The 20,775-nt window shown below is 62.3% G+C and carries 20 protein-coding genes; all 20 read right to left on the reverse strand.

Features of this window, described 5'->3' with window-relative positions; translation table 11 throughout:
• A complete protein-coding gene (locus ASD80_RS14245) occupies positions 1–1,575 on the reverse strand; it encodes an NADH-quinone oxidoreductase subunit M (protein ID WP_056234037.1) in 1,575 nt (524 codons plus the stop codon).
• Positions 1,575–3,638 (reverse strand): NADH-quinone oxidoreductase subunit L, encoded by a 2,064-nt coding sequence (nuoL, locus tag ASD80_RS14250; RefSeq protein ID WP_056234040.1) that lies wholly within the window; start codon positions 3,636–3,638, stop codon positions 1,575–1,577. The genes ASD80_RS14245 and nuoL overlap by 1 nt, the downstream gene beginning before the upstream one ends.
• 11 nt (positions 3,639–3,649) lie before the next feature.
• Positions 3,650–3,958, reverse strand: a complete 309-nt coding sequence (gene nuoK, locus ASD80_RS14255; protein WP_056234449.1) for an NADH-quinone oxidoreductase subunit NuoK — start codon at positions 3,956–3,958, stop codon at positions 3,650–3,652.
• 15 nt (positions 3,959–3,973) lie between these two features.
• Positions 3,974–4,582: an NADH-quinone oxidoreductase subunit J gene (locus ASD80_RS14260; RefSeq protein WP_056234043.1), complete on the reverse strand. Its 609-nt coding sequence runs from the start codon at positions 4,580–4,582 to the stop codon at positions 3,974–3,976.
• Between the two features lie 11 nt (positions 4,583–4,593).
• Positions 4,594–5,082, reverse strand: a complete 489-nt coding sequence (gene nuoI, locus ASD80_RS14265; protein WP_046170135.1) for an NADH-quinone oxidoreductase subunit NuoI — start codon at positions 5,080–5,082, stop codon at positions 4,594–4,596.
• Positions 5,082–6,179 (reverse strand): NADH-quinone oxidoreductase subunit NuoH, encoded by a 1,098-nt coding sequence (gene nuoH / locus ASD80_RS14270; RefSeq protein WP_056234045.1) that lies wholly within the window; start codon positions 6,177–6,179, stop codon positions 5,082–5,084. Before nuoH ends, nuoI begins: the two co-directional genes overlap by 1 nt.
• 9 nt (positions 6,180–6,188) lie before the next feature.
• Positions 6,189–8,291: an NADH-quinone oxidoreductase subunit NuoG gene (nuoG, locus tag ASD80_RS14275; protein WP_056234049.1), complete on the reverse strand. Its 2,103-nt coding sequence runs from the start codon at positions 8,289–8,291 to the stop codon at positions 6,189–6,191.
• A gap of 4 nt (positions 8,292–8,295) precedes the next feature.
• A complete protein-coding gene (gene nuoF, locus ASD80_RS14280; RefSeq protein WP_056234053.1) occupies positions 8,296–9,603 on the reverse strand; it encodes an NADH-quinone oxidoreductase subunit NuoF in 1,308 nt (435 codons plus the stop codon).
• Positions 9,604–9,614: 11 nt separating this feature from the next.
• Positions 9,615–10,916: an NADH-quinone oxidoreductase subunit NuoE gene (gene nuoE / locus ASD80_RS14285; RefSeq protein ID WP_056234055.1), complete on the reverse strand. Its 1,302-nt coding sequence runs from the start codon at positions 10,914–10,916 to the stop codon at positions 9,615–9,617.
• Positions 10,916–12,109, reverse strand: a complete 1,194-nt coding sequence (locus ASD80_RS14290) for an NADH-quinone oxidoreductase subunit D (RefSeq protein ID WP_056234058.1) — start codon at positions 12,107–12,109, stop codon at positions 10,916–10,918. Before ASD80_RS14290 ends, nuoE begins: the two co-directional genes overlap by 1 nt.
• Positions 12,106–12,723 (reverse strand): NADH-quinone oxidoreductase subunit C, encoded by a 618-nt coding sequence (locus tag ASD80_RS14295; protein ID WP_056234062.1) that lies wholly within the window; start codon positions 12,721–12,723, stop codon positions 12,106–12,108. The genes ASD80_RS14290 and ASD80_RS14295 overlap by 4 nt, the downstream gene beginning before the upstream one ends.
• Positions 12,724–12,734: 11 nt before the next feature.
• Entirely contained in the window at positions 12,735–13,316 is a 582-nt protein-coding gene (locus tag ASD80_RS14300) for a NuoB/complex I 20 kDa subunit family protein (protein ID WP_056234064.1), read from the reverse strand.
• Complete coding sequence (locus ASD80_RS14305; RefSeq protein ID WP_056234068.1) at positions 13,307–13,672, reverse strand: NADH-quinone oxidoreductase subunit A; 366 nt, start codon at positions 13,670–13,672, stop codon at positions 13,307–13,309. The genes ASD80_RS14300 and ASD80_RS14305 overlap by 10 nt, the downstream gene beginning before the upstream one ends.
• Before the next feature lie 382 nt (positions 13,673–14,054).
• Entirely contained in the window at positions 14,055–14,636 is a 582-nt protein-coding gene (locus ASD80_RS14310; RefSeq protein ID WP_156460466.1) for an outer membrane protein, read from the reverse strand.
• Between the two features lie 307 nt (positions 14,637–14,943).
• On the reverse strand, positions 14,944–15,495 hold the full coding sequence (locus ASD80_RS14315) for an outer membrane protein (protein ID WP_056234073.1): 552 nt from the start codon (positions 15,493–15,495) through the stop codon (positions 14,944–14,946).
• A 246-nt stretch (positions 15,496–15,741) separates the two neighbouring features.
• The gene (msrA, locus tag ASD80_RS14320) at positions 15,742–16,455 is read right to left on the reverse strand and encodes a peptide-methionine (S)-S-oxide reductase MsrA (protein ID WP_056234076.1); all 714 of its coding nucleotides are present in this window, start codon (positions 16,453–16,455) and stop codon (positions 15,742–15,744) included.
• 102 nt (positions 16,456–16,557) lie between these two features.
• A complete protein-coding gene (locus ASD80_RS14325) occupies positions 16,558–17,604 on the reverse strand; it encodes an ABC transporter ATP-binding protein (RefSeq protein WP_056234079.1) in 1,047 nt (348 codons plus the stop codon).
• A 3-nt stretch (positions 17,605–17,607) separates the two neighbouring features.
• Complete coding sequence (locus ASD80_RS14330; RefSeq protein ID WP_056234081.1) at positions 17,608–18,450, reverse strand: carbohydrate ABC transporter permease; 843 nt, start codon at positions 18,448–18,450, stop codon at positions 17,608–17,610.
• Positions 18,440–19,360, reverse strand: a complete 921-nt coding sequence (locus ASD80_RS14335) for a carbohydrate ABC transporter permease (RefSeq protein WP_056234084.1) — start codon at positions 19,358–19,360, stop codon at positions 18,440–18,442. Before ASD80_RS14335 ends, ASD80_RS14330 begins: the two co-directional genes overlap by 11 nt.
• Positions 19,361–19,492: 132 nt before the next feature.
• Positions 19,493–20,761 (reverse strand): ABC transporter substrate-binding protein, encoded by a 1,269-nt coding sequence (locus ASD80_RS14340; protein ID WP_056234086.1) that lies wholly within the window; start codon positions 20,759–20,761, stop codon positions 19,493–19,495.
• Positions 20,762–20,775 lie beyond the last annotated feature (14 nt).

A 20,775-nucleotide genomic window follows, 5' to 3' on the forward strand; every position in this document is an offset into this window, starting at 1 on the left:
CTAGTGGGCAGCAGGCTCGGCCGCGGCCGGCTCTGCGGCAGCAACCGGTTCAGCATGGACAAGCGGCGCCTGTGCATCGGCGAGCGACACGGCCGGATCGAGGCCAACAGCGGTCGCATAATGCGACACCAGGTTGTCAACGGCCGCGGCGGTCGTGTCGAGAATCGGCGCCGGATAGAAACCGAAGACGATGGTCAGCACTATCAGCGGATAGAGGATGATCTTCTCGCGCAGGTCGAGATCGAGGATGGCCTTGAGACTGTCCTTGGTCAGGGCGCCGAAGATGATCCGGCGATAGAGCCACAGCGCATAGCCGGCCGAGAAGATCACGCCGAAAGCGGCGCCGAAGGCGACCCAGGTGTTGACCTGGAACACACCGATCATGGTCAGGAATTCGCCGACAAAGCCCGACGTGCCCGGCAGGCCGACATTGGCCATGGTGAAGACCATGAAGGCAAAGGCATAGCGCGGCATGCGTTCCACCAGGCCACCATAGGCGGCAATATCGCGGGTATGTATGCGATCATAGATGACGCCGACGCAGAGGAAGAGCGCGCCCGAGACGATGCCGTGGCTGATCATCTGGAACATGGCGCCCTGGATCCCCAAAGCGTTGCCGGCAAAGATGCCCATGGTCACGAAGCCCATATGGGCGACCGACGAATAGGCGATCAGCTTCTTCATGTCGGTCTGCACCAGGGCGACCAGCGAGGTCACGATGATGGCGGCGACGGAGAGGAAGAAGATGATGTTGGCGAACTGCGCGGAAGCATCGGGGAACATCGGCAGGCTGAAACGCAGGAAGCCGTAGCCGCCAAGCTTCAGCAGGATCGCCGCCAGAATGACGGAGCCCGCCGTGGGCGCCTGCACGTGGGCTTCCGGCAGCCAGCGATGGAACGGCCACATCGGCATCTTGACCGCAAGCGAGGCGAAGAACGCCCACCACAGCCAGGGCTGCCAGGATTTGGGGAATTCATGGGTCAGCAGCTTGGCAATATCGGTCGTGCCGCCATTCCAGTACATCGCCATGATGGCCAGCAGCATCAGCACCGAGCCGATGAACGTATAGAAAAAGAACTTGTAGCTGGCCTGGATGCGGGCCGCGCCACCCCAGATGCCGATGATCAGGAACATCGGCAGCAGCGTGCCTTCGAAGAACACATAGAACATGGCCAGATCGAGCGTAGTGAATACGCCGATCATGAGGGTTTCCAGCACCAGGAATACGATCATGTATTCCTTGACCTTGATCTGGATGCTCTCCCAACTCGCCAGGATGGCGAAGGGCATCAGCAGCGCGGTCAGCACCACGAACAGCACCGAAATGCCATCGACGCCGACGCGGTAGCCGATGGTGTCGCCAATCCAGGCGTAGTTGACCACGAACTGGAAGCCCGGGTTGGATGGGTCGAAGCTCTGCCACATGGCCAGCGACAGTGCGAACACGATGACCGTGACGATCAGCGTCATCCAGCGGATGGCGTTAAGGGCGGTCTTGGGCGTGAACAGCAGCACCGCCGCGCCAGCGAAGGGCAGCCAGGTGAGGACCGTGAGGATAGTGTTTTCGAAGGTCATCAGATCAGTCCCCCGGCCGCGATGGCCCAGGTCAACAGCGCCGCCACGCCGATCAGCATGGCGAAGGCATAGTGGTAGACATAGCCGGACTGGAGCCTGACCATCCAGGAGGTCACGTTCTGCACGCGGCGGCCAAGGCCTTCGGTGATCTTGTCGTCGATCAGCCAGTCATCGAAGCCCTTCCAGAAGGCGCGTCCGATCCACAAAGCCGGCTTGACGAAGATCGTGTCGTAGAGCTCGTCGAAATACCACTTGTTGAGCAGGAACTGGTAGAGCCCCGGATTGGTGGCGGCCAGCCGGCCCGGCAGTTCCGGACGGCTTATATACATGAAGTAAGCGGCGACGAAGCCGATGATCATGGCAATCGTGGCGCTCCACTTGGCCCAGAGCGGGACATGGTGGGCTGCCTCGATAAGCTCGTGATCGACGACGATCGAACCGGCGAAGAAGTGCTGGATGTGCTCCACATCGTGGAAGAACATGCCGTAGAACACCGCGCCCGCCAGCACCGCACCGGCGCCCAGCACATAGAATGGCACCAGCATCACGTTAGGTGCCTCATGGGCATGGTCATAAGCCGAGCCATGGTCATGACCGTGGTCATCGTGGGCCGCGTGATCGTCATGAGTATGATCGCCATGGCCGTGACCGGCTGGACGTGGGGTGCCGTGGAAGGTCAGGTGCACCAGGCGCCACGAGTAGAAGCTGGTGAACAAAGCGGCGATGACCAGCAGCCAGAAGGCGAACATGCCGGTATTGCCGCCCACGGCGTAGGCCGCCTCGATGATCGAATCCTTGGAGAAGAAGCCGGCAAAGCCCAGGAAGTCCGAACCCGGAATGCCGACGCCGGTCAGCGCCAGCGTGCCGATCATCATCATCGCATAGGTGATCGGGATCTTCTTGCGCAGCCCGCCCATGTTGCGCATGTCCTGCTCGTGGTGCATGGCGTGGATGACCGCGCCGGCGCCCAAGAACAGCAATGCCTTGAAGAAGGCGTGGGTGAAGAGGTGGAAGATGCCCGCCGAATAGGCCCCTGCCCCCAAAGCCACGAACATGTAGCCGAGCTGCGAACAGGTCGAATAGGCGATGACGCGCTTGATGTCGTTCTGCACCAGGCCCACCGTGGCCGCGAAGAAGGCGGTGATGGCGCCGATGACCAGCACGACGGTCATGGCAAAAGGCGAGGTCTCGAACAGCGGCGACAGGCGCGCCACCATGAACACGCCCGCCGTCACCATGGTCGCGGCATGGATCAGCGCCGACACCGGGGTCGGGCCCTCCATGGCGTCGGGCAGCCAGGTGTGCAGCAGGAACTGCGCCGACTTGCCCATGGCGCCCATGAACAGCAGCAGGCAGACCACGGTCATGGCATCGAGCTGCCAGCCGAGGAACTGCATGATCGGCAGGCCCGTGGTGGCGAATTCACCGGCCGCATGGAAGGCGCCATCGAAGTCGATATGGCCCAGCACCATGAAGGCGCCGAAAATGCCGAGCGCAAAGCCGAAGTCACCCACGCGGTTGACGATGAAGGCCTTCATCGCAGCAGCGGTGGCCGACGGACGCGTGTACCAGAAGCCGATCAGCAGGTAGGAGGCCAGGCCCACCCCTTCCCAGCCGAAGAACATCTGCAGGAAGTTATCGGCCGTCACCAGCATCAGCATGGCGAAGGTGAAGAGCGAGAGATAGGCGAAGAAGCGGTTGCGATGCGGGTCATCGGCCATGTAGCCGATCGAATAGACGTGAACCAGGCTCGACACCGTATTGACCACGACCAGCATGATGGCGGTCAAGGTATCGACGCGGAGAATCCAGCGCAGGTCCATGTCGCCGACCTGGATCCAGCGCATGACTTCCACCTTGAGCACGGCGGTATGGCCATCGACCTCGGCGCCGACCAGCCCGCCGCCAAAGGCGACAGGCAGGAAGACGACCCAGCTCAGCACGGCCGAAATCAGCAGCAGCCCGGTGGTGATATACTCACTCGGACGGTGTCCGATGGTACGGCCCAGCAGCCCCGCGATCAGCGCGCCGATAAGGGGCAGGAAAACAATCGCCTGAATCATAGCGGTGGTTCTTAGCCCTTCATCATGTTGACGTCTTCAACCGCGATCGAGCCGCGGTTGCGGTAGAAGATTACGAGGATGGCGAGGCCGATGGCGGCCTCGGCAGCAGCCACGGTGAGGATCAGCAGCGCAAAAATCTGCCCCTGCAGGTCGCCGAGTTCGGCGCTGAACGCCACCATGTTGAGGTTCACCGCGAGCAGGATCAGTTCCACCGACATCAGGATGACGATGATGTTCTTGCGGTTGATGAAGATGCCGAACACGCCGAGCGTGAACAGGATTGCTGCTACGGTCAGGTAGTGACCGAGCCCGATACCCAAGCCCATTTATGCCTCCTACAACCCTTGACCGCTTTTGACTTTGACGACTTCGAGCGTTTCCGAAGCCCGGCGCGCGACCTGGTCGACCGGGTTCTGACGCTTCACATTGGCCTTGTGCTTGAGGGTCAGCACGATGGCGCCGATCATGGCGACCAGCAGCACGGCGGCCGCCCCCTGGAACAGGAAAACGTAGCGCGTATAGAGCACCTGCCCGATGGCCCGCATATTGTCGACCGTGCCGTCGATCGGCAGCGCCGCGCCACCCGCCGCTTCGGGCGAAATCACGAAGCTGCCGGCCAGCAGCAGCAGTTCGAGCAGCAGCACGATGCCGACAATGACGCCGACCGGCGCATATTGCAGGAAGCCCTGCCGCATCGAGGCAAAGTCCACGTCGAGCATCATCACGACAAACAGGAACAGCACCGCGACGGCGCCCACATAGACGACGATCAGCAGCAGCGCCAGGAACTCGGCGCCCGCCAGCATGAACAGACCCGAGGCGTTGAAGAACGCCAGGATGAGGAACAAAACGGCGTGGACCGGATTGCGCCCCGAAATGACCATCACGGCCGAAACGATGGCAATCGCCGAGAACAGGTAGAAGAAGAATAGTGGAAGGGTCATGCTCTTCCCTCTCAGCGATACGGCGCGTCGGCGCTGAGGTTGGCGGCGATCTCACGCTCCCAACGGTCGCCGTTGGCGAGGAGCTTTTCTTTACTGAAATAGAGCTCTTCACGCGTTTCGGTTGCAAATTCGAAGTTCGGACCCTCGACGATGGCGTCGACCGGGCAGGCTTCCTGGCAGAAGCCGCAATAGATGCACTTCACCATGTCGATGTCGTAGCGCACGGTGCGGCGGGTGCCGTCATTCTGGCGCGGACCGGCCTCGATGGTGATGGCCTGGGCCGGGCAGATGGCTTCGCAAAGCTTGCAGGCGATGCAGCGCTCTTCGCCGTTGGGATAGCGACGCAAGGCGTGTTCGCCCCGGAAGCGCGGCGATACATGGCCCTTCTCGAAGGGATAGTTGATGGTCGGCTTGGGCGAAAAGAAATAGCGCATGGTCAGGAAGAAGGCTTTCACCAGCTCCGTGAGCAGCAGCGTGTTGACGAACTGGGCGGCGCGCATCAGGCCATCCCTCCATGCCAGCCCCAGCCGGTGAGCTGAAGAACGAAAGCGACAATGATGACCATGGCCAGCGACAGCGGCAGGAACAGCTTCCAGCCGATGCGCATCAACTGGTCATAGCGATAGCGCGGCACGATAGCCTTGGCCATGGCAAACATGAAGAACACCAGGCTCACCTTGATGAAGAACCAGACCAGGCCCGGAATCCAGGTGAAGGGCGGCAGGTCTATCGGCGAGGCCCAGCCACCCAGGAACAGCACGGTGGTCATGGCGCACATCAGCAGGATCGAGATGTATTCGCCCAGCATGAACAGCAGGTAGGGCGTCGCCGAATATTCGGTCATGAAGCCGGCAACCAGCTCGGACTCGCCTTCCACCAGGTCGAATGGCGGGCGGTTCGTCTCGGCCAGGGCCGAGATGTAGAACACGATGAACATCGGGAACAGCGGCAGCCAGAACCAGTTGAGGAAACTGAGCCACGGTACGCCGAGCATATAGGCGAGGCCCATTTCCTGCTGCGCGACGACGATGTCGGAAAGGTTCAGCGACCCCACGCAGAGCAGCACGGTGATGATGACGAGGCCGATGGAGACTTCGTAGGACACCATCTGCGCGGCGGAACGGAGCGAGCCGAGGAACGGATATTTCGAGTTGGACGCCCAGCCACCGATGATGACGCCATAGACGCCGAGCGATGAAATGGCGAGCAGGTAGAGAATGCCCAGATTCACATTGGCAATGGCCAGGCCCGCATCGACCGGGATCACCGCCCAGCCGGCCAGGGCCAGCGTCGCGGTGATCAAGGGCGCCAGCAGAAACAGCACCTTGTCGGCGCCGCCCGGAATGACGGCTTCCTTGAGGGCGAATTTCAGCAGGTCGGCAAAGCTCTGCAGCAGGCCGAACGGCCCGACCACGTTGGGACCGCGCCGCATCTGTACCGCAGCCCAGACCTTGCGGTCGGCCAAGAGGATGAAGGCCGTGAAGATCAGGAGGCCAACCAGCAGCAGCAGGGTCTTGTAGACCAGGCCGACCTGCACACCCCAGCCGAGGACCGGGATGCCGAGCAGGTAGTCGAGTGCGGAGAGAATAAAGTCCATTGGTCTCCCCTACTCCGCTGCCTGCCGCAACCCGGCAGCCATGGCGGCGCATTCGCCCATGACGGCGGAAGCGCGGGCAATCGGATTGCTAAGATAGAAATCACTGACAGCCGAACCGAACGGCGCCGACTTGGTCTTGGTGGCAGCCTTAGCCAGCTTGGCGACATCGGCAGCCGAACCGGAGGCAATCTGGTCGATACGGGCCAGATGTGGGAAGTCGCCATAAATGGCGGCACGGAGCTGGGTCAGCGAGTTGAACGGCAACGGCTTGCCCATGGCGCCCGAGAGAGCGCGGATGATCGCCCAGTCTTCCTTGGCGTCGCCCGGCGGGAACACGGCGCGGCTGGTCACCTGCACGCGACCCTCGGTATTGACATAGGTGCCCGACTTTTCGGTATAGGTCGCGCCCGGCAGGATGACGTCGGCGCGGTGCGCACCGGCATCGCCGTGGCTGCCGATATAGACGACAAATGCCTTGCCCATGGCCGACATGTCATATTCGTCGGCGCCGAGCAGGAACAGCACGTCCAGCTCGCCCTTGCCGGCCAGACCGATCTGGTCGGCCGAACAGACACCACCGTCATGCGGCACGAAACCGATGTCGATGCCGCCGACGCGGCTGGCCGCATTGTGCAGCAGCGCAAAGCCGTTCCAGCCTTCGGCAACGTTGGCGCCGCTGGCCAGCTTGGCGGCCAGCGCGATCGTGTCACGGCCCACCTGTTTGCCGAGCTTCGCATGGGAAACCGCGGCTTCGCCGACGATGATTAGCGGGTTCTTGGCATTGGCGAGAGTCCGGGCGAATTCGCCCTTGCCGGCAGCCAGTTCGGCCAGGGTCTCGAAGCCTTCGCCGAGATAGGCATAGTCATAGGTCAGGTCGGCACGCTCGCCGATGACGGCGATCGGCAGGCCCTTGGCGCGCCAGGTCTTGCGGATGCGCGCATTGATCAGCGACGCTTCCTTGCGCGGATTGGCGCCGATGATGAGGATGGCGTCGGCCTGCTCGATGCCTGCAATCGTCGGATTGAAGATATAGGCCGAACGCGGCATGGACGGGTCGATCCCCGACATCGCCGGACGCACATCGGTCATGCCCGAGCCAACTGACGCCAGCAGGGCCTTGAGCGCATACATTTCCTCGACGGCCGACAGGTCGCCGGCAATGGCGCCGACCTTGTTGCCGGCCTTTTTAACACGGGTGGCGACAGCGGACAGCGCTTCGTCCCAGCTCGCGGGCTGCAGCTTGCCGCCCTTGCGCACATAGGGGCGGTCGAGCCGCTGGCTCTTGAGGCCGTCCCAGATGAAACGGGTCTTGTCGGAAATCCACTCTTCGTTGATGGCCTCGTTGATGCGCGGCAGAATGCGCATCACTTCGCGGCCACGGCTGTCGACGCGAATAGCGGAGCCCACGGCATCCATCACGTCCACGCTTTCGGTCTTCACCAGTTCCCACGGACGGGCGTTGAAGGCATAGGGCTTCGAGGTCAGCGCGCCAACCGGGCAGAGGTCGATGACATTGCCCTGCAACTCGCTGGTCAGCGCCTGCTCCAGGTAAGTCGTGATTTCGGCGTCTTCGCCACGGCCCAGCAGGCCCATTTCGGCAATGCCGGCGACTTCGGTGGTGAAGCGGACGCAGCGCGTGCAGTGGATGCAGCGGTTCATCGAGGTCTTGACCAGCGGGCCAATATACTTGTCCTCTACGGCGCGCTTGTTTTCGGCGAAGCGGTTCTTGTCCACGCCATAGGCCATGGCCTGGTCCTGCAGGTCGCATTCCCCGCCCTGATCGCAGATAGGGCAATCGAGCGGATGGTTGATCAGCAGGAATTCCATCACGCCTTCGCGGGCCTTCTTGACCATCGGCGTGTTGGTGAACATTTCGGGCGGCTCGCCATTGGGGCCGGGCCGCAGATCCTTGACCGACATGGCGCAGCTGGCTTGCGGCTTGGGCGGACCGCCCTTCACCTCGACCAGGCACATGCGGCAGTTTCCGGCCACCGACAGGCGCTCGTGATAGCAGAAGCGCGGGATTTCCGCGCCGGCGGCCTCGGCCGCCTGCATCAGCGTGTAGTAATCAGGAACTTCGACGAGCTGGCCGTCGACCTTGATGGTTGCCATGGCCCTACTCCGCAGCGATCGACGGCACGGCGCCGTCGCTGGTGGACGAATATGTATACTGGTCGATCCGCTCTTCGATGACGTGGCGGAAGTTGCGGATCAGGCCCTGGATCGGCCACGCAGCGGCATCGCCAAGCGCACAGATGGTGTGGCCTTCGATCTGCTTGGTCACTTCGAACAGCATGTCGATTTCGCGCTTCTGGGCGCGGCCCTCGACCATGCGCTCCATGACGCGCATCATCCAGCCGGTGCCTTCGCGACATGGCGTGCACTGGCCGCAGCTCTCATGCTTGTAGAAAGCCGAGAGGCGCCAGATGGCCTTGATGATGTCGGTCTGCTTGTCCATGACGATGACGGCAGCGGTGCCCAGTGACGAACCCACTTCGCGCAGTCCGTCGAAGTCCATCACGGCATTGCGCATCTTCTCGCCGGGTACGCAGGGCACCGAAGCGCCACCGGGAATCACGGCCAGCAGGTTGTCCCAGCCCCCGCGAATGCCGCCACAATGCTTCTCGATGATCTCCTCGAAGGTAACGCCCATGGCTTCTTCGAAGGTCGCCGGCTTGTTCACATGGCCGGAAACGCACATCAGCTTGGTGCCGGTATTGTTGGCGCGGCCGATCGAGGCGAACCAGGCGCCCGAACGGCGCAGGATTTCCGGCACGACGGCGATGGATTCGACGTTGTTGACCGTGGTCGGGTTGCCATAAACGCCCATGCCGGCCGGGAACGGCGGCTTGAGGCGGGGCTGGCCCTTCTTGCCTTCGAGCGATTCCATCAGCGCGGTTTCTTCGCCGCAGATATAGGCGCCGGCGCCGTGGTGGACGATGATATCCAGATCCCAGCCGTGGATATTGTCCTTGCCGATCAGCTTGGCCTCATAGGCCTGCTCGACGGCGGCCTCGAGGCGCTGGCGTTCGCGGATGAACTCGCCGCGCACGTAGATGAAAGCAAGATGGGCATCCATGGCGCGGGCGGCAAGCAGGCAGCCTTCCACGAGATGATGCGGATCATGCCGCAAGATATCTCGGTCCTTGCACGTGCCTGGCTCGCTCTCGTCCGCGTTGACCAGCAGATAATGCGGACGACCGTCATTGACCTTGGGCATGAAGGTCCATTTGAGCGCGGTCGGGAAACCGGCGCCGCCGCGGCCACGCAGGCCCGAGGCCTTCACCTCGTTGGTGATCCAGTCACGACCGGCATCGATGAATTCCTTGGTCCCTACCCAGGCGCCGCGCGCACGCGCACCTTCGAGCGTCCAGTCGCCCTGGCCGTAGAGATTGGTGAAAATGCGGTCCTTGTCAGCGAGCACTCTTCATACTCCTAACGCGGCTTCTTGCCGAAGACGCGGATATATTCGGCCTCGCCACCCTTGGCGAGCGCGGCGGCCTGGGCAAGCCAGTTGTCGCGGGCCACGCGGCCCTTGAAACTCAGCGAGTCCTCGACCTTGGCAATGTCACTGGCGGTAAACTTGGCCACCTGGCTCCATTTGGTGATGCCCAAAGCATGCAACTTGCTCTCAAGCACCGGACCAACACCCGAGATCAGCTTGAGATCGTCCGGCACACCCTTAGGCGCCTTGAACAGCGGCGCAGAGCCGCCCTTTTCGGCAACCGGGTTCACTTCGGTAGGAGCGGCCTTGCCCGGCTTTGCAGCCTTGCTCTTGGCCGCGCTGGTGGTCGTTGCGCCAACAGCGGGAGCAGCCTTGGTGGCCTTGCCCGGTGCCTTGCCGCCATCGACCTTGGCGGCCTTGGACTCGGCGCCGGTGGCGTCTTCACGCATCGCCTTGTTGGGCTTGCCATTGGCCTTGGCCGAAGCATTGGCGGCCTTGCGCTCGCCTTCGGCCTTGGCCTGGGAAACCTTGGCACCTTTCGGCGTGCCCTTGAGGGCCGGCGCAGCCTCCTCGCTCACATCCTTCGGCTTGGACGCCGTGGTCGGGGCGGGTGCGGCGGCCGCAGGCGCCGCGGCATCGGCCGGCGGCGGGGGCGGCACGAATTTGGTGCGCTTGGCACTCGGCTTTTCGAGCAGCGTCGTCCGGCCACCTTCGGCCGCGGAAGTCAGCCGGTCGATCTGCGGACCCGGCTTGATCGTGTCACCCTTGCCGGCGGCGAAGGCATCGACAATCTCTTCGAAACGCTCGGCCGTCAGGTCTTCATAGGTGTCGTGATAGATCGTCACCATCGGCGCGTTGACGCAGGCGCCAGCACATTCCACCTCTTCCCAGCTCATCGTGCCATCGGCATTGAGATGGTGCGAATCGGGGTGGATCTTGGATTTGCAGATGTCGATCAGATCCCCGGCGCCGCGCAGCATGCAGGGCGTGGTGCCGCAAACCTGGATATGGGCGCGGCTGCCCACCGGCTGCAACTGGAACTGGGTGTAGAACGTCGCCACTTCCAGCACGCGGATATAGGCCATGCCGAGCATGTCGGCGATCGTCTCGATCGTCGCGCGGCTGACCCAGCCATCCTGGTCCTGCGCCCGCATGAGCAGCGGAATAACGGCAGATTGCTGACGGCCGGTCGGGTAGAGCCCGATCTTCCACTCCGCCCATTTGGCGTTTTCAGCAGTAAAGGCGAACGCGGCCGGTTGAACCGACTCGTCCGCAAGGCGACGCGCAACCATTAGCGATCAACCTCTCCGAACACGATATCGAGCGAGCCAAGGATAGCCGAGACGTCAGCCAGCATGTGGCCGCGACACAGGAAATCCATGGCCGACAAATGTGCGAAACCCGGCGCGCGGATCTTGCAGCGGTAGGGCTTGTTGGTGCCGTCGCTGACCAGATAGACGCCGAATTCGCCCTTGGGCGCTTCCACGGCGGCATAGACCTCGCCGGCCGGAACCTTGTAGCCCTCGGTATAGAGCTTGAAGTGATGGATCAGCGCTTCCATGGAGCGCTTCATTTCGCCCCGGCTCGGCGGAACCACCTTGCCGTCGAGCGAGGACACCGGACCCTTGCCATCCGGCGCGTTCAGCTTGTCCACGCACTGCTTCATGATGCGGGTCGACTGACGCATCTCTTCCATGCGGATGAGATAACGGTCGTAGCAGTCGCCGTTCTTACCGATCGGAACGTCGAAATCCATCTCGGCATAGCATTCGTAAGGCTGGCTCTTGCGCAGGTCCCAGGCAGCACCCGAGCCGCGCACCATCACGCCGGAAAAGCCCATATTCCAGGCGTCTTCCAGCTTCACCACGCCGATATCAACATTGCGCTGCTTGAAGATGCGGTTTTCGGTGAGGAGCGTGTCGATATCATCCAGCGCCTTGGGGAAGGTCGAGCAGAAGGTGTCGATATCGTCGATCAACGCCTGCGGCAGATCCTGGTGGACGCCGCCAGGACGGAAATAAGCGGCGTGCATGCGCGCGCCTGAAGCGCGCTCGTAGAACACCATGAGCTTTTCGCGCTGCTCGAAACCCCAGAGCGGCGGAGTGAGCGCGCCCACGTCCATGGCCTGCGTGGTCACGTTCATCAGATGCGCCAGCAGGCGCCCGATTTCCGAATAGAGCACGCGGATGAGTTGACCGCGGCGCGGCACTTCGAGCCCGAGCAATTTCTCGACGGCCAGGGCAAAGGCATGCTCCTGGTTCATCGGCGCCACATAGTCGAGGCGATCAAAATAAGGTACGGCCTGCAGATAGGTCTTGGATTCGATCAGCTTCTCGGTGCCGCGATGCAACAGGCCAATATGCGGATCGACGCGCTCGACGACTTCGCCGTCCAGTTCCAGGATCAGGCGCAGCACGCCGTGCGCGGAAGGATGCACGGGGCCAAAATTGATCGTGAAATTGCGAACTTCGGCTTCAACAGTCATTGCTTGGCCTTCTCGTCACCGGGCAGCACGTAGTCGGTACCTTCCCAAGGCGACAGATAGTCGAACGAACGATATTCCTGCATCAGCTTGACCGGCTCGTAGACGACGCGCTTGCGCTCTTCGTCGTAGCGGACCTCCACGAACCCGGTGGTCGGGAAGTCCTTGCGCAGCGGATGGCCGTCAAAGCCATAGTCGGTCAGGATGCGGCGCAGATCGCCATGGCCCGAGAACAGCATGCCGTAGAGGTCATAGGCCTCACGTTCGAACCACTCAGCACCCTTGAAGACGCCGGTAATGCTCGGAACCGGCGTCACGTCGTCAGCCGAAACCTTTACGCGGATACGCTGATTCAGATGCGGGCTCATGAAGTGGTAGACGACATCGAACCGCTCGTCGCGCGCCGGATAGTCGGCGCCGCAGACATCGACAAAGCTGATGAACCGGCAGCGCGGGTCGTCGCGCAGGAAGGTGGCTACCGCCACAATCGCGTCTCTTTCGGCCGTCAGGGTGAGTTCGCCAAAGGCAACTTCCTGGAGCAGAATCGCCGGGCCGAGGGAGCGTGCAATGTGCTCGCCAAGGTCCACAAGCGGATCGACCTGGATTACTTCATCCATTCTGGGTGACCCTAGCGTTCGATGGTGCCGGTGCGGCGGATTTTCTTTTGCAGCAACAGAATGCCGTAAAGAAGCGCTTCAGCCGTGGGCGGGCAGCCCGGGACGTAAACGTCCACCGGCAAAACGCGATCGCACCCCCGCACGACCGAATAGGAATAGTGATAGTAGCCGCCACCATTGGCGCAGCTACCCATGGAAATGACGTAGCGCGGCTCCGGCATCTGGTCGTAGACCTTGCGCAGGGCCGGAGCCATCTTGTTGGTCAGCGTGCCGGCAACGATCAGCACGTCGGACTGCCGCGGCGAGGCGCGCGGTGCGGTGCCGAAGCGCTCGATATCGTAGCGCGGCATCGACATCTGCATCATCTCGACGGCGCAGCAGGCCAGGCCGGTCTGCATCCACATCAGCGAGCCGGTACGGGCCCAGTTGACGAGCTGCGATACGGTCGAGACGAGGAAGCCCTTATCGGCGAGTTCGTCGGTGACGTCGGTGAAAAAGGGGTCCGCCGCGCCGGCCGTTTTGCCCGTACGCGGATCGACCATGCCCGAGGGGCGCGGCGCGACCAGCGTACCGGTTGCTTCACTCAATCCCATTCCAGGGCCCCTTTCCGCCATTCATAGATAAAGCCGATAGTCAGGACGGCGAGGAAGATCATCATCGACCAGAAGCCGAACCAGCCGACCTCACGGAAAGCCACGGCCCAGGGAAACAGAAACGCCACTTCGAGGTCGAAGATGATGAAGAGAATCGCGACGAGATAGAATCGCACGTCGAACTTCATGCGCGCATCGTCAAAGGCATCGAAGCCCGCCTCGAACGCCGAAACCTTCTCGGGGTCAGGGTTCTTCACGGCAACGATGAACGGAGCAACCAGCAGGGCAAGGCCGATAAGGCCGGCCACGCCAAGGAAAATGACAATCGGCAGATAGTCGCTGAGCAAGTCGGTCATGCGGCAGCCTGTTTCTAGTCCGGCCGGGCGACCGGGTGCGAGAGTTGCGCAGGCAATTGGGGCGAGCGAACCAACGCAAACGTTGATGGCTTGGGCTTAGACCTTTGGCTATCCGGTTTCAAGGGAAAGAAAATATGATCGGTACAATCATATATGCAGGGAGCAAAGGCCCGCAATATCCGCATTCCGGGCACGCTCCTGCCGGCAACAGCATGCTCGGATTCGCGGTCATTTTGGAAACGGGCAGGAACTGGGAGCGGCCGCAAAACAGGCATGCGACACGGCCAAACCAAAACGGCGAACCGTGTTAGCGGTTCGCCGAATTGGGTTTGCAAGACGCTAGGTCAGGAGGGCGGTGAACCGCCCTGCCCGATTGCAAAACTTAGAAGTGGTAGAACACGCCAACGGTTGCCTTGGCACCTTCGAAGAAGGAGTCGGCAGCACCGTCGAAGTCGCCCTGGCCGACGATTTCACCGCGAACGGTGATTGCATCGGTCACGGCCAGTTCAACACCGCCACCGAGCTGGTACACGCCGGTATTCACGGCGCCGCGGTTATGCGTGCCGAGACCACCGATGGCATAGACGAGAACCGAGTCGGTCACGACAGCACCAGCGCGCAGGTTAGCGAAGAATTCGCTGCTGTTGGTGGCGCTGCTGTTCCAGAGGTAGTCGCCGGTGACTTCAGCGCCGATCAGGAAAGGATCGACGGGGATGAAGTTCACGCCGAGGGCAGCGCCGAGCACACCCGAGGTCGTGTTGACGGGAACGGTAGCATAGGTGCTGGCATCGGAGCCGGTGAACTGGCCGCCGGCGCGAACGCCTGCATAGAGACCTTCCCAATCGAAACCAGCAGCTTCATAGATCGGCTGCGGGGTGGTCGGGATGATGAGGTCGGCGGCCTGAGCACCACCAACGAGCAGCGCGGCAGCAGCCACACCGAGGGTAAGCGAACGTACAAACATATCTTGCACTCCCATAGAGTTAACCGTAGTCGAACGACTAGATGCATCAGGGTAACGCGCGTGACAACCCTTTGGTCGCTCAAATTAGGCAATGCGGATAACGCCAGATGACCATTTGAGGGCGGGTGTTGCGCCAATGCCGCGCAATTGGCCCAATTTGAGACAAATTTGATCTATCGAGCAGACCGATACGGCGACGAGGTGTCGCAATCTGGACCCGACTGAGTCTCTCCATCAAGCGTCTGTTATGGCCCAAAACGAAACGGCCCCGCCGGGGCGGGGCCGTAATTCCGGCGATCGATTCGAACTAGAAGTGAAAGTTCGCGCCAACGGTGAACTGGTCCTTGGCATTGGTTCCGCCATCGAGCGGGAAGCCGTGGAGGTATTGCGCTTCGACGGTGATGCTGTCGGTGACCGCGAGTTCCACGCCGCCACCCAGCAGCACGTCCTGCTCATCGGGCGGGCCAAGGTCTATGCCATAGCCGCCCGCCGCGTAGACCAGCACATCGTCGCTGACGACAAGGCCGGCCCGGCCGAGAATCTGGCCATAAGTAGTCTCGCCGACGCTGCCGCCGCTCAACCCATGCACGGCGACTTCGGCACCCAGCAGGTAGAAGTCGAACTGGGCATTGACGCCGGCCTGGACCCCAAGCCCATATTGCGTGCCGCTGGTATTGCCATTCTGAGCGCCGCCATAGACACCGGCATAAAAGCCGCTCCAGTCAAAACCGGGTTCCTCGTAGACCGGCATCTCGGCGGGAGTGCTGGTGGGGACCGTGATCAGGTCCGCGGCAAAGGTGCTGCCCATCGGGATGGTGGTGGCGAGCGCCGCAAGCGCCATTTTGTTGAACAAGCTCATCGCTGTTCTCCTTACTACTGGACCGTCCGGACTTGATGAACGCGGTGCCTTCGCGCCGGTTCCGCCCTGGGTCATGGGGGCCTTTCCCGGAATGCGACCCGATGATTCCGGGTTTCGGGAACAGCCGACAGCATTGGTTTGCTTGGGTTTGCGGGCGAAAACCCGTCGCTCAGGCGGCCAGAATAGGGCAGCGGCTTTGCGTTGCCGATCGGTCACAGTCGGGACCGGCAACGCTTTTGTCCGGTTCTAGAGCGTGCCTACCAGCACCGGATCGTCGCGATAGGCATCGGGAAACAGGGCCTTGAGCGCCGCGATCTTGGGCAGGTCGTGGAAAGCGATATAGGGCCAGGTGGGATTCAGCGTCAGGAAATCCTGATGATATTGCTCGGCCGGGTAAAAAGCCTTGAACGGCTCTATCGTGGTGACGATCGGCCCTTCGAAAAGGCCGGTTTCATCGAGCTGGGCGATATAGGCCCTGGCGATATCGGCCTGCTCGTCACTCAACGGGAAGATGGTCGAGCGATACTGCGTACCGTGGTCGGGGCCCTGGTAGTTGAGCTGGGTCGGATTGTGGGCGACAGAGAAATAGATCTGCAGCAGCTTGCCATAGCTCACCACCGAGGGGTCATAGGTGACCTCCACGGTTTCGGCATGGCCGGTGCTGCCGCTGCCGGTCTGCTCGTAGGTTGCGGTTTCGGCGGCGCCCCCGGAATAGCCGGAAACGGCACGGGTCACGCCGGTCACATGCTGGAACACGCCCTGCACACCCCAGAAACAGCCGCCGGCGAAAACGGCTTTGGCCGTTGTGCCGGTATCGGCGAGGTCCGTGGCGGGGGGTGGAATCTCGACGGGCGCTTCCTGGGCGGCGGTCGTTTGACTCCATTGGATGAATGTCAGCGCAGGCAGGACGAGCAGCGCGGCCAGGACGGCACGGCGGCCGGTCGAAGAGGAACTGGGCATTTTGCAAACCTTGGTTGGAACAACTTGCTCGTCAGTTCGTCCTGTATGCGCCTCCGGTTACAGAGGATCACCTGCCTCACGGCGAAATGAAGCCCTGATCGGTCAGTTGAGCCTGCCGCCCGTTGTGGCATCGAAGAGATGGATGGCGGTGAGATCTGGCTGCAGATGAACCGTCTCGCCGGGCTGCGACTTAAGCCGCTCGCGGAATACGCCGATGACGGTATGCTCGCCCAAGGTCAGAGTGACCTGGGTTTCCGAGCCCATCGGCTCGACCAGCTTGACGATGGCGGGGACGCCGGCCGCGGCCAGGGACAGGTGCTCGGGGCGGATGCCATAGACGGCGTTGTCGGCCCGGCTGACGCCGGGCGGCAGCGGCAGGGTGACATCGCCGGCCATGAAGCCGTCCGCAGTGATCCGGCCGGCGATGGCGTTCATGGCCGGGGAGCCGATGAAGCCAGCGACGAAAAGATTGGCCGGCCGATCATAGAGGTCGAGCGGCGCGCCGACCTGCTCCACACGACCGCCATTCATCACCACGATCTTGTCGGCCATGGTCATGGCTTCCACCTGATCATGGGTGACGTAGACAGTGGTGACACCGAGCCGCTGGTGCAGTCCCTTGATCTCGCCGCGCATGACCACGCGCAGCTTCGCATCGAGGTTGGAAAGCGGCTCGTCGAACAGGAACACCTGCGGGTTGCGTACGATGGCCCGGCCCATGGCGACGCGCTGGCGCTGGCCGCCGGAAAGCTGGCGCGGATAGCGATCGAGCAGCGGCCTGAGGCCGAGGATGTCGGCGGCCCAGTTCACGCGCTCGGCGATTTCCGCCTTGCCGGCGCCGCGATGCTCCAGGGAGAAACCCATATTGGTGGCGACCGTCATATGCGGATAGAGCGCATAATTCTGGAACACCATGGCGATGTCCCGGTCCTTGGGTTCGAGATCGTTGACCACCCTGGCGCCGATGGAGATGTCGCCGCCTGTGACGGTTTCAAGACCGGCGATCATGCGCAGCAGGGTGGACTTGCCGCAGCCCGACGGGCCGACCAGTACGACGAATTCCCCATCGGCGATGTCGATGTCGATGCCGTGCAGCACAGGCGTCGTGCCATAGCTCTTGGTGATGGATTTGAGGGTAACGGGAGCCATGAGTCAGCCTTTCAGCCCGGTATGGGCCAGCCCTTCGACGAATTGCTTCTGCGCCACGATGAAGACCAAAAGAACCGGAATGGCCGTCATGGTCGCCGCGGCGAGCTGGATGTTCCACATGGCGCCGCCATAGGCGTCGGTGAACTGGGTCAGTGCCTGCGGCAGGGTGAACATCTGCGTCGAGGAGAGGAATACGATGGGTTCGAGATAGAGGTTCCACGAGTGGAGGAAGGTGAAGATGGCCACGGCACCGAGCGCCGGCTTGGCCAGCGGCAGGGCGATGAGCCAGAAAATCTTGAAGCGTCCCAGGCCATCGACGCGGGCGGCCTCTTCCAGCTCGACCGGTAGGGCGATGAAGAACTGGCGCATGACGAAGGTGGCAAAGACCGAAGGCGCGCCGAAAATGGGCACGAGGATCAGCGGCCAGTGCGTATTGATCATCCCCCATTTGAGGAACATCTGGAACAGCGGCACGATGGTAACTTCCGACGGGATCAGCAGCCCCAGGAGCACGACCATGAAGATGGCATTGCTGAAGGGGAACTTGATGCGCGCGAAAGCGTAGCCGGCCATGGACGAGATGATCATGGTCCCGCCAGTGACCAAGGCGGCGATATAGGCCGAGTTCCAATACTGCCGCGCGAAGGGTTGCAGCTCGAACACCCTGGCATAGGTGGAAAAGTCGAAGCGGCGCGGCCACAGGTCGGGCGGGAAGGCGAAGATATCGCTGATCGGTTTCACCGATGAGGTGAGCATCCACCAGGTCGGGAAGACGAAGGGGATCAGCAGCACGCACATCAGCCCGTAGAGCGCGACTTTCATGCGGGGGGAGAGATCAGTTTTCATAGAAGACGATCCGCTTGCGCATCTGCCACTGGACAAAGGTGAGCAGCGCGACGATCACGAACAGCAGGATCGACAGCGTCGAGCCGTAGCCGAAGAAGTGGAACTGGAAGGCCTGCTGGTAGAGATAATAGACCAGCACGGTCGTCGTCATGCCGGGCCCGCCCTGGGTCAGCACCGCGATCTGGGCGAAGACCTGCAACGAGCCGACGATGGTGATGATCGAGGTCAGCAGGATGGTGGGCGAGATCAGCGGCAGCGTGATGCGGCGGAACTGCTTGAAGCGCCCTGCCCCATCGACCCGCGCGGCCTCGTACAGTTCCCTGGGCACGCCCTGGAGGGCGGCTAGGAACAGGATCATGTTGAGCCCGACATTCTTGAACACCTGTACGACGATGACTGAAATCATCGCGGTTGTCGGCGTGCGCAGCCAGTTGGGGCCCTCGACGCCGATCAGTTGCAGCAATCCGTTGATGCCGCCGTTGTTCTGCAGCAGGAAGCTCCAGACGATGGTCCAGGCGACCAGCGAAACGACGACCGGCGAGAAGAACAGCGTGCGGAAAAGGGTGATGCCCTTGAGCTTCTGGTCGAGCAGTACGGCCAGCAGCAAGGCCAGGCTCATGTTGAGGACGACGAGCCCTGCGGAAAACACGGCCGATGACAACAGGACCTGCGGCAGCGCCTTGTCGGCCAGCAGCATCTGGTAGTTGGCGGCGCCGACATAGTTGAACGTATTGGCCAGCACGTTCCACTCGTGCAGCGAATAGTAAAAGACCAGGCCCAGCGGAAACAATACGAAGGTGACGATGCCGATAAGCTGCGGCGCGATGAAGGCATAGCCGGCAGCGGCGTCGCGGCGCTCAATGGTCCAGAAGGGACGCTTTCTTCGTGGAGTGTCGGCCGCGATGGTCATGCTCTTTCCTTCTCCCTCCCCTTTGCGGGGAGGGTCGGGGTGGGGGGCGAGAGCCCCGATATCCGGGCCAGCCTACCCCCCACCCTTGATCCCTCCCCGTACGGGGAGGGAGGCGACTGCTTGATCTGCGCCTCAGCGCGCCAGCAACGGGCCGACGCTGTCGCAGACCGATTGCAGCACGGCGGGGATATCGGCATCGGCAACCCAGAGGCTGTCGAGCGAGGAACGGACGGTCTGCTGGATCTGGGCGAAGTTGGTGTGCCCCGGCAGCACCGAGCCGGTGGAGATACCATCGATCACCACGTTGTCGATCTGCTCGGCCGAAAGCAGCGGGTTGGTCGAGGCCAGCGTCTCGGCGTTGAGCAGGCTGGCCCGGGCCGGCGGGAAGAACTGGGCCAGCTTCTGGCTGTTTTCAGGGTTGGTCATATAGGCGAGGAACTCCACGGCCGTCGCGGCATTGGGGCTGGCGGCAAAGGCGCCGACGCCGGCTTGGCCGACCACGGCATAGTGGCCGACCGGGCCGGCCGGCAGCGGGACCAGATCCCAATCGAAGGGATTTTCCTTGGGCAGCAGCGAGGCGCGGCTGATCTGGGTGATGGTCATGCCGGTTTCTCCGGCGAAGAAATCGATGTCCTCGCCCGGTCCGGGCATGGCCTTGTCGGTGAAGATCGCCTTGTGAATGGCGGTCATGGCGTCGACCATTGCCTTGTCCGTGAAGGTGCAGGTCTTGCCATCGGCGCTCCAGGGCGACGCGCCCCAGCCGTTCCAGATGGAGGCCATGTTCTGCCAGACCTGGTACTTGAAATCGCGCAGGACGAGGCCCGTCTTGCCGGATTGGCCGACTGCGGCCGCGCTGGCAAAGGCATTGTCCCAGGTCCAGGCATCCTCGGCGATCAGCTCGGCCGGGGTCTTGGCGCCAGCGGCCTTGATAACGTCGTTGTTGACGAAAATGGCGAAGGGCGAGGTGGAGAAGGGATAGGCGTAAAGCTGGCCGTCCTTGGTCCACAAAGCGGTGGCCTGCTCGCTGACATCGGCGATGTCGTACCCTTCGGTGGCGGTGAAGGCGTCGGTCAGGGGTGCCAGCGCGCCGGAATTGACGAAGTCGGCGGCGGTGGTTTCCAGAATCCAGGCCAGGTCGGGCGGGTTGCCACCGGCGATCTGGGTGGTGAGCGTGGTGGTGTAGCTGTCGAAAGGCAGCGGCTCGAAGCTGACCGTGACATTGGGATGGGTCGCCTTGAAGCCCTCGGCGATCTCGTTGAACATGGCCAGATGCGCCTCGTTGGCGCTCCAGATGGTCATGCGCAGGTTGACAGCGTCCTGGGCCCAGGCGGTGCCGGACCAGGCCAGGGGCAGCAGGATTCCGGCGACGGCCGCCGTGGTCTTCAGTTGGGAAATCTTCATTGGTTTGTTCCTCC

Origin of the sequence: Devosia sp. Root635 (assembly GCF_001427605.1) — a bacterium.
Taxonomy (GTDB): Bacteria; Pseudomonadota; Alphaproteobacteria; order Rhizobiales; family Devosiaceae; genus Devosia.

Bases quoted from the DNA above. Each gene is read 5' to 3' on its own strand.
- ASD80_RS14330 (WP_056234081.1), bottom strand. From the start codon at position 18,450: ATGAAAACTGATCTCTCCCCCCGCATGAAAGTCGCGCTCTACGGGCTG.
- ASD80_RS14300 (WP_056234064.1), bottom strand. From the start codon at position 13,316: ATGGGATTGAGTGAAGCAACCGGTACGCTGGTCGCGCCGCGCCCCTCG.
- ASD80_RS14325 (WP_056234079.1), bottom strand. From the start codon at position 17,604: ATGGCTCCCGTTACCCTCAAATCCATCACCAAGAGCTATGGCACGACG.
- ASD80_RS14315 (WP_056234073.1), bottom strand. From the start codon at position 15,495: ATGAGCTTGTTCAACAAAATGGCGCTTGCGGCGCTCGCCACCACCATC.
- ASD80_RS14310 (WP_156460466.1), bottom strand. From the start codon at position 14,636: ATGTTTGTACGTTCGCTTACCCTCGGTGTGGCTGCTGCCGCGCTGCTC.
- ASD80_RS14290 (WP_056234058.1), bottom strand. From the start codon at position 12,109: ATGACTGTTGAAGCCGAAGTTCGCAATTTCACGATCAATTTTGGCCCC.
- nuoH (WP_056234045.1), bottom strand. From the start codon at position 6,179: ATGGACTTTATTCTCTCCGCACTCGACTACCTGCTCGGCATCCCGGTC.
- ASD80_RS14245 (WP_056234037.1), bottom strand. From the start codon at position 1,575: ATGACCTTCGAAAACACTATCCTCACGGTCCTCACCTGGCTGCCCTTC.
- ASD80_RS14335 (WP_056234084.1), bottom strand. From the start codon at position 19,360: ATGACCATCGCGGCCGACACTCCACGAAGAAAGCGTCCCTTCTGGACC.
- ASD80_RS14260 (WP_056234043.1), bottom strand. From the start codon at position 4,582: ATGACCCTTCCACTATTCTTCTTCTACCTGTTCTCGGCGATTGCCATC.
- nuoI (WP_046170135.1), bottom strand. From the start codon at position 5,082: ATGCGCGCCGCCCAGTTCGTCAACACGCTGCTGCTCACGGAGCTGGTG.
- ASD80_RS14340 (WP_056234086.1), bottom strand. From the start codon at position 20,761: ATGAAGATTTCCCAACTGAAGACCACGGCGGCCGTCGCCGGAATCCTG.
- msrA (WP_056234076.1), bottom strand. From the start codon at position 16,455: ATGCCCAGTTCCTCTTCGACCGGCCGCCGTGCCGTCCTGGCCGCGCTG.
- nuoL (WP_056234040.1), bottom strand. From the start codon at position 3,638: ATGATTCAGGCGATTGTTTTCCTGCCCCTTATCGGCGCGCTGATCGCG.
- nuoG (WP_056234049.1), bottom strand. From the start codon at position 8,291: ATGGCAACCATCAAGGTCGACGGCCAGCTCGTCGAAGTTCCTGATTAC.
- nuoE (WP_056234055.1), bottom strand. From the start codon at position 10,916: ATGGTTGCGCGTCGCCTTGCGGACGAGTCGGTTCAACCGGCCGCGTTC.
- ASD80_RS14305 (WP_056234068.1), bottom strand. From the start codon at position 13,672: ATGACCGACTTGCTCAGCGACTATCTGCCGATTGTCATTTTCCTTGGC.
- ASD80_RS14295 (WP_056234062.1), bottom strand. From the start codon at position 12,723: ATGGATGAAGTAATCCAGGTCGATCCGCTTGTGGACCTTGGCGAGCAC.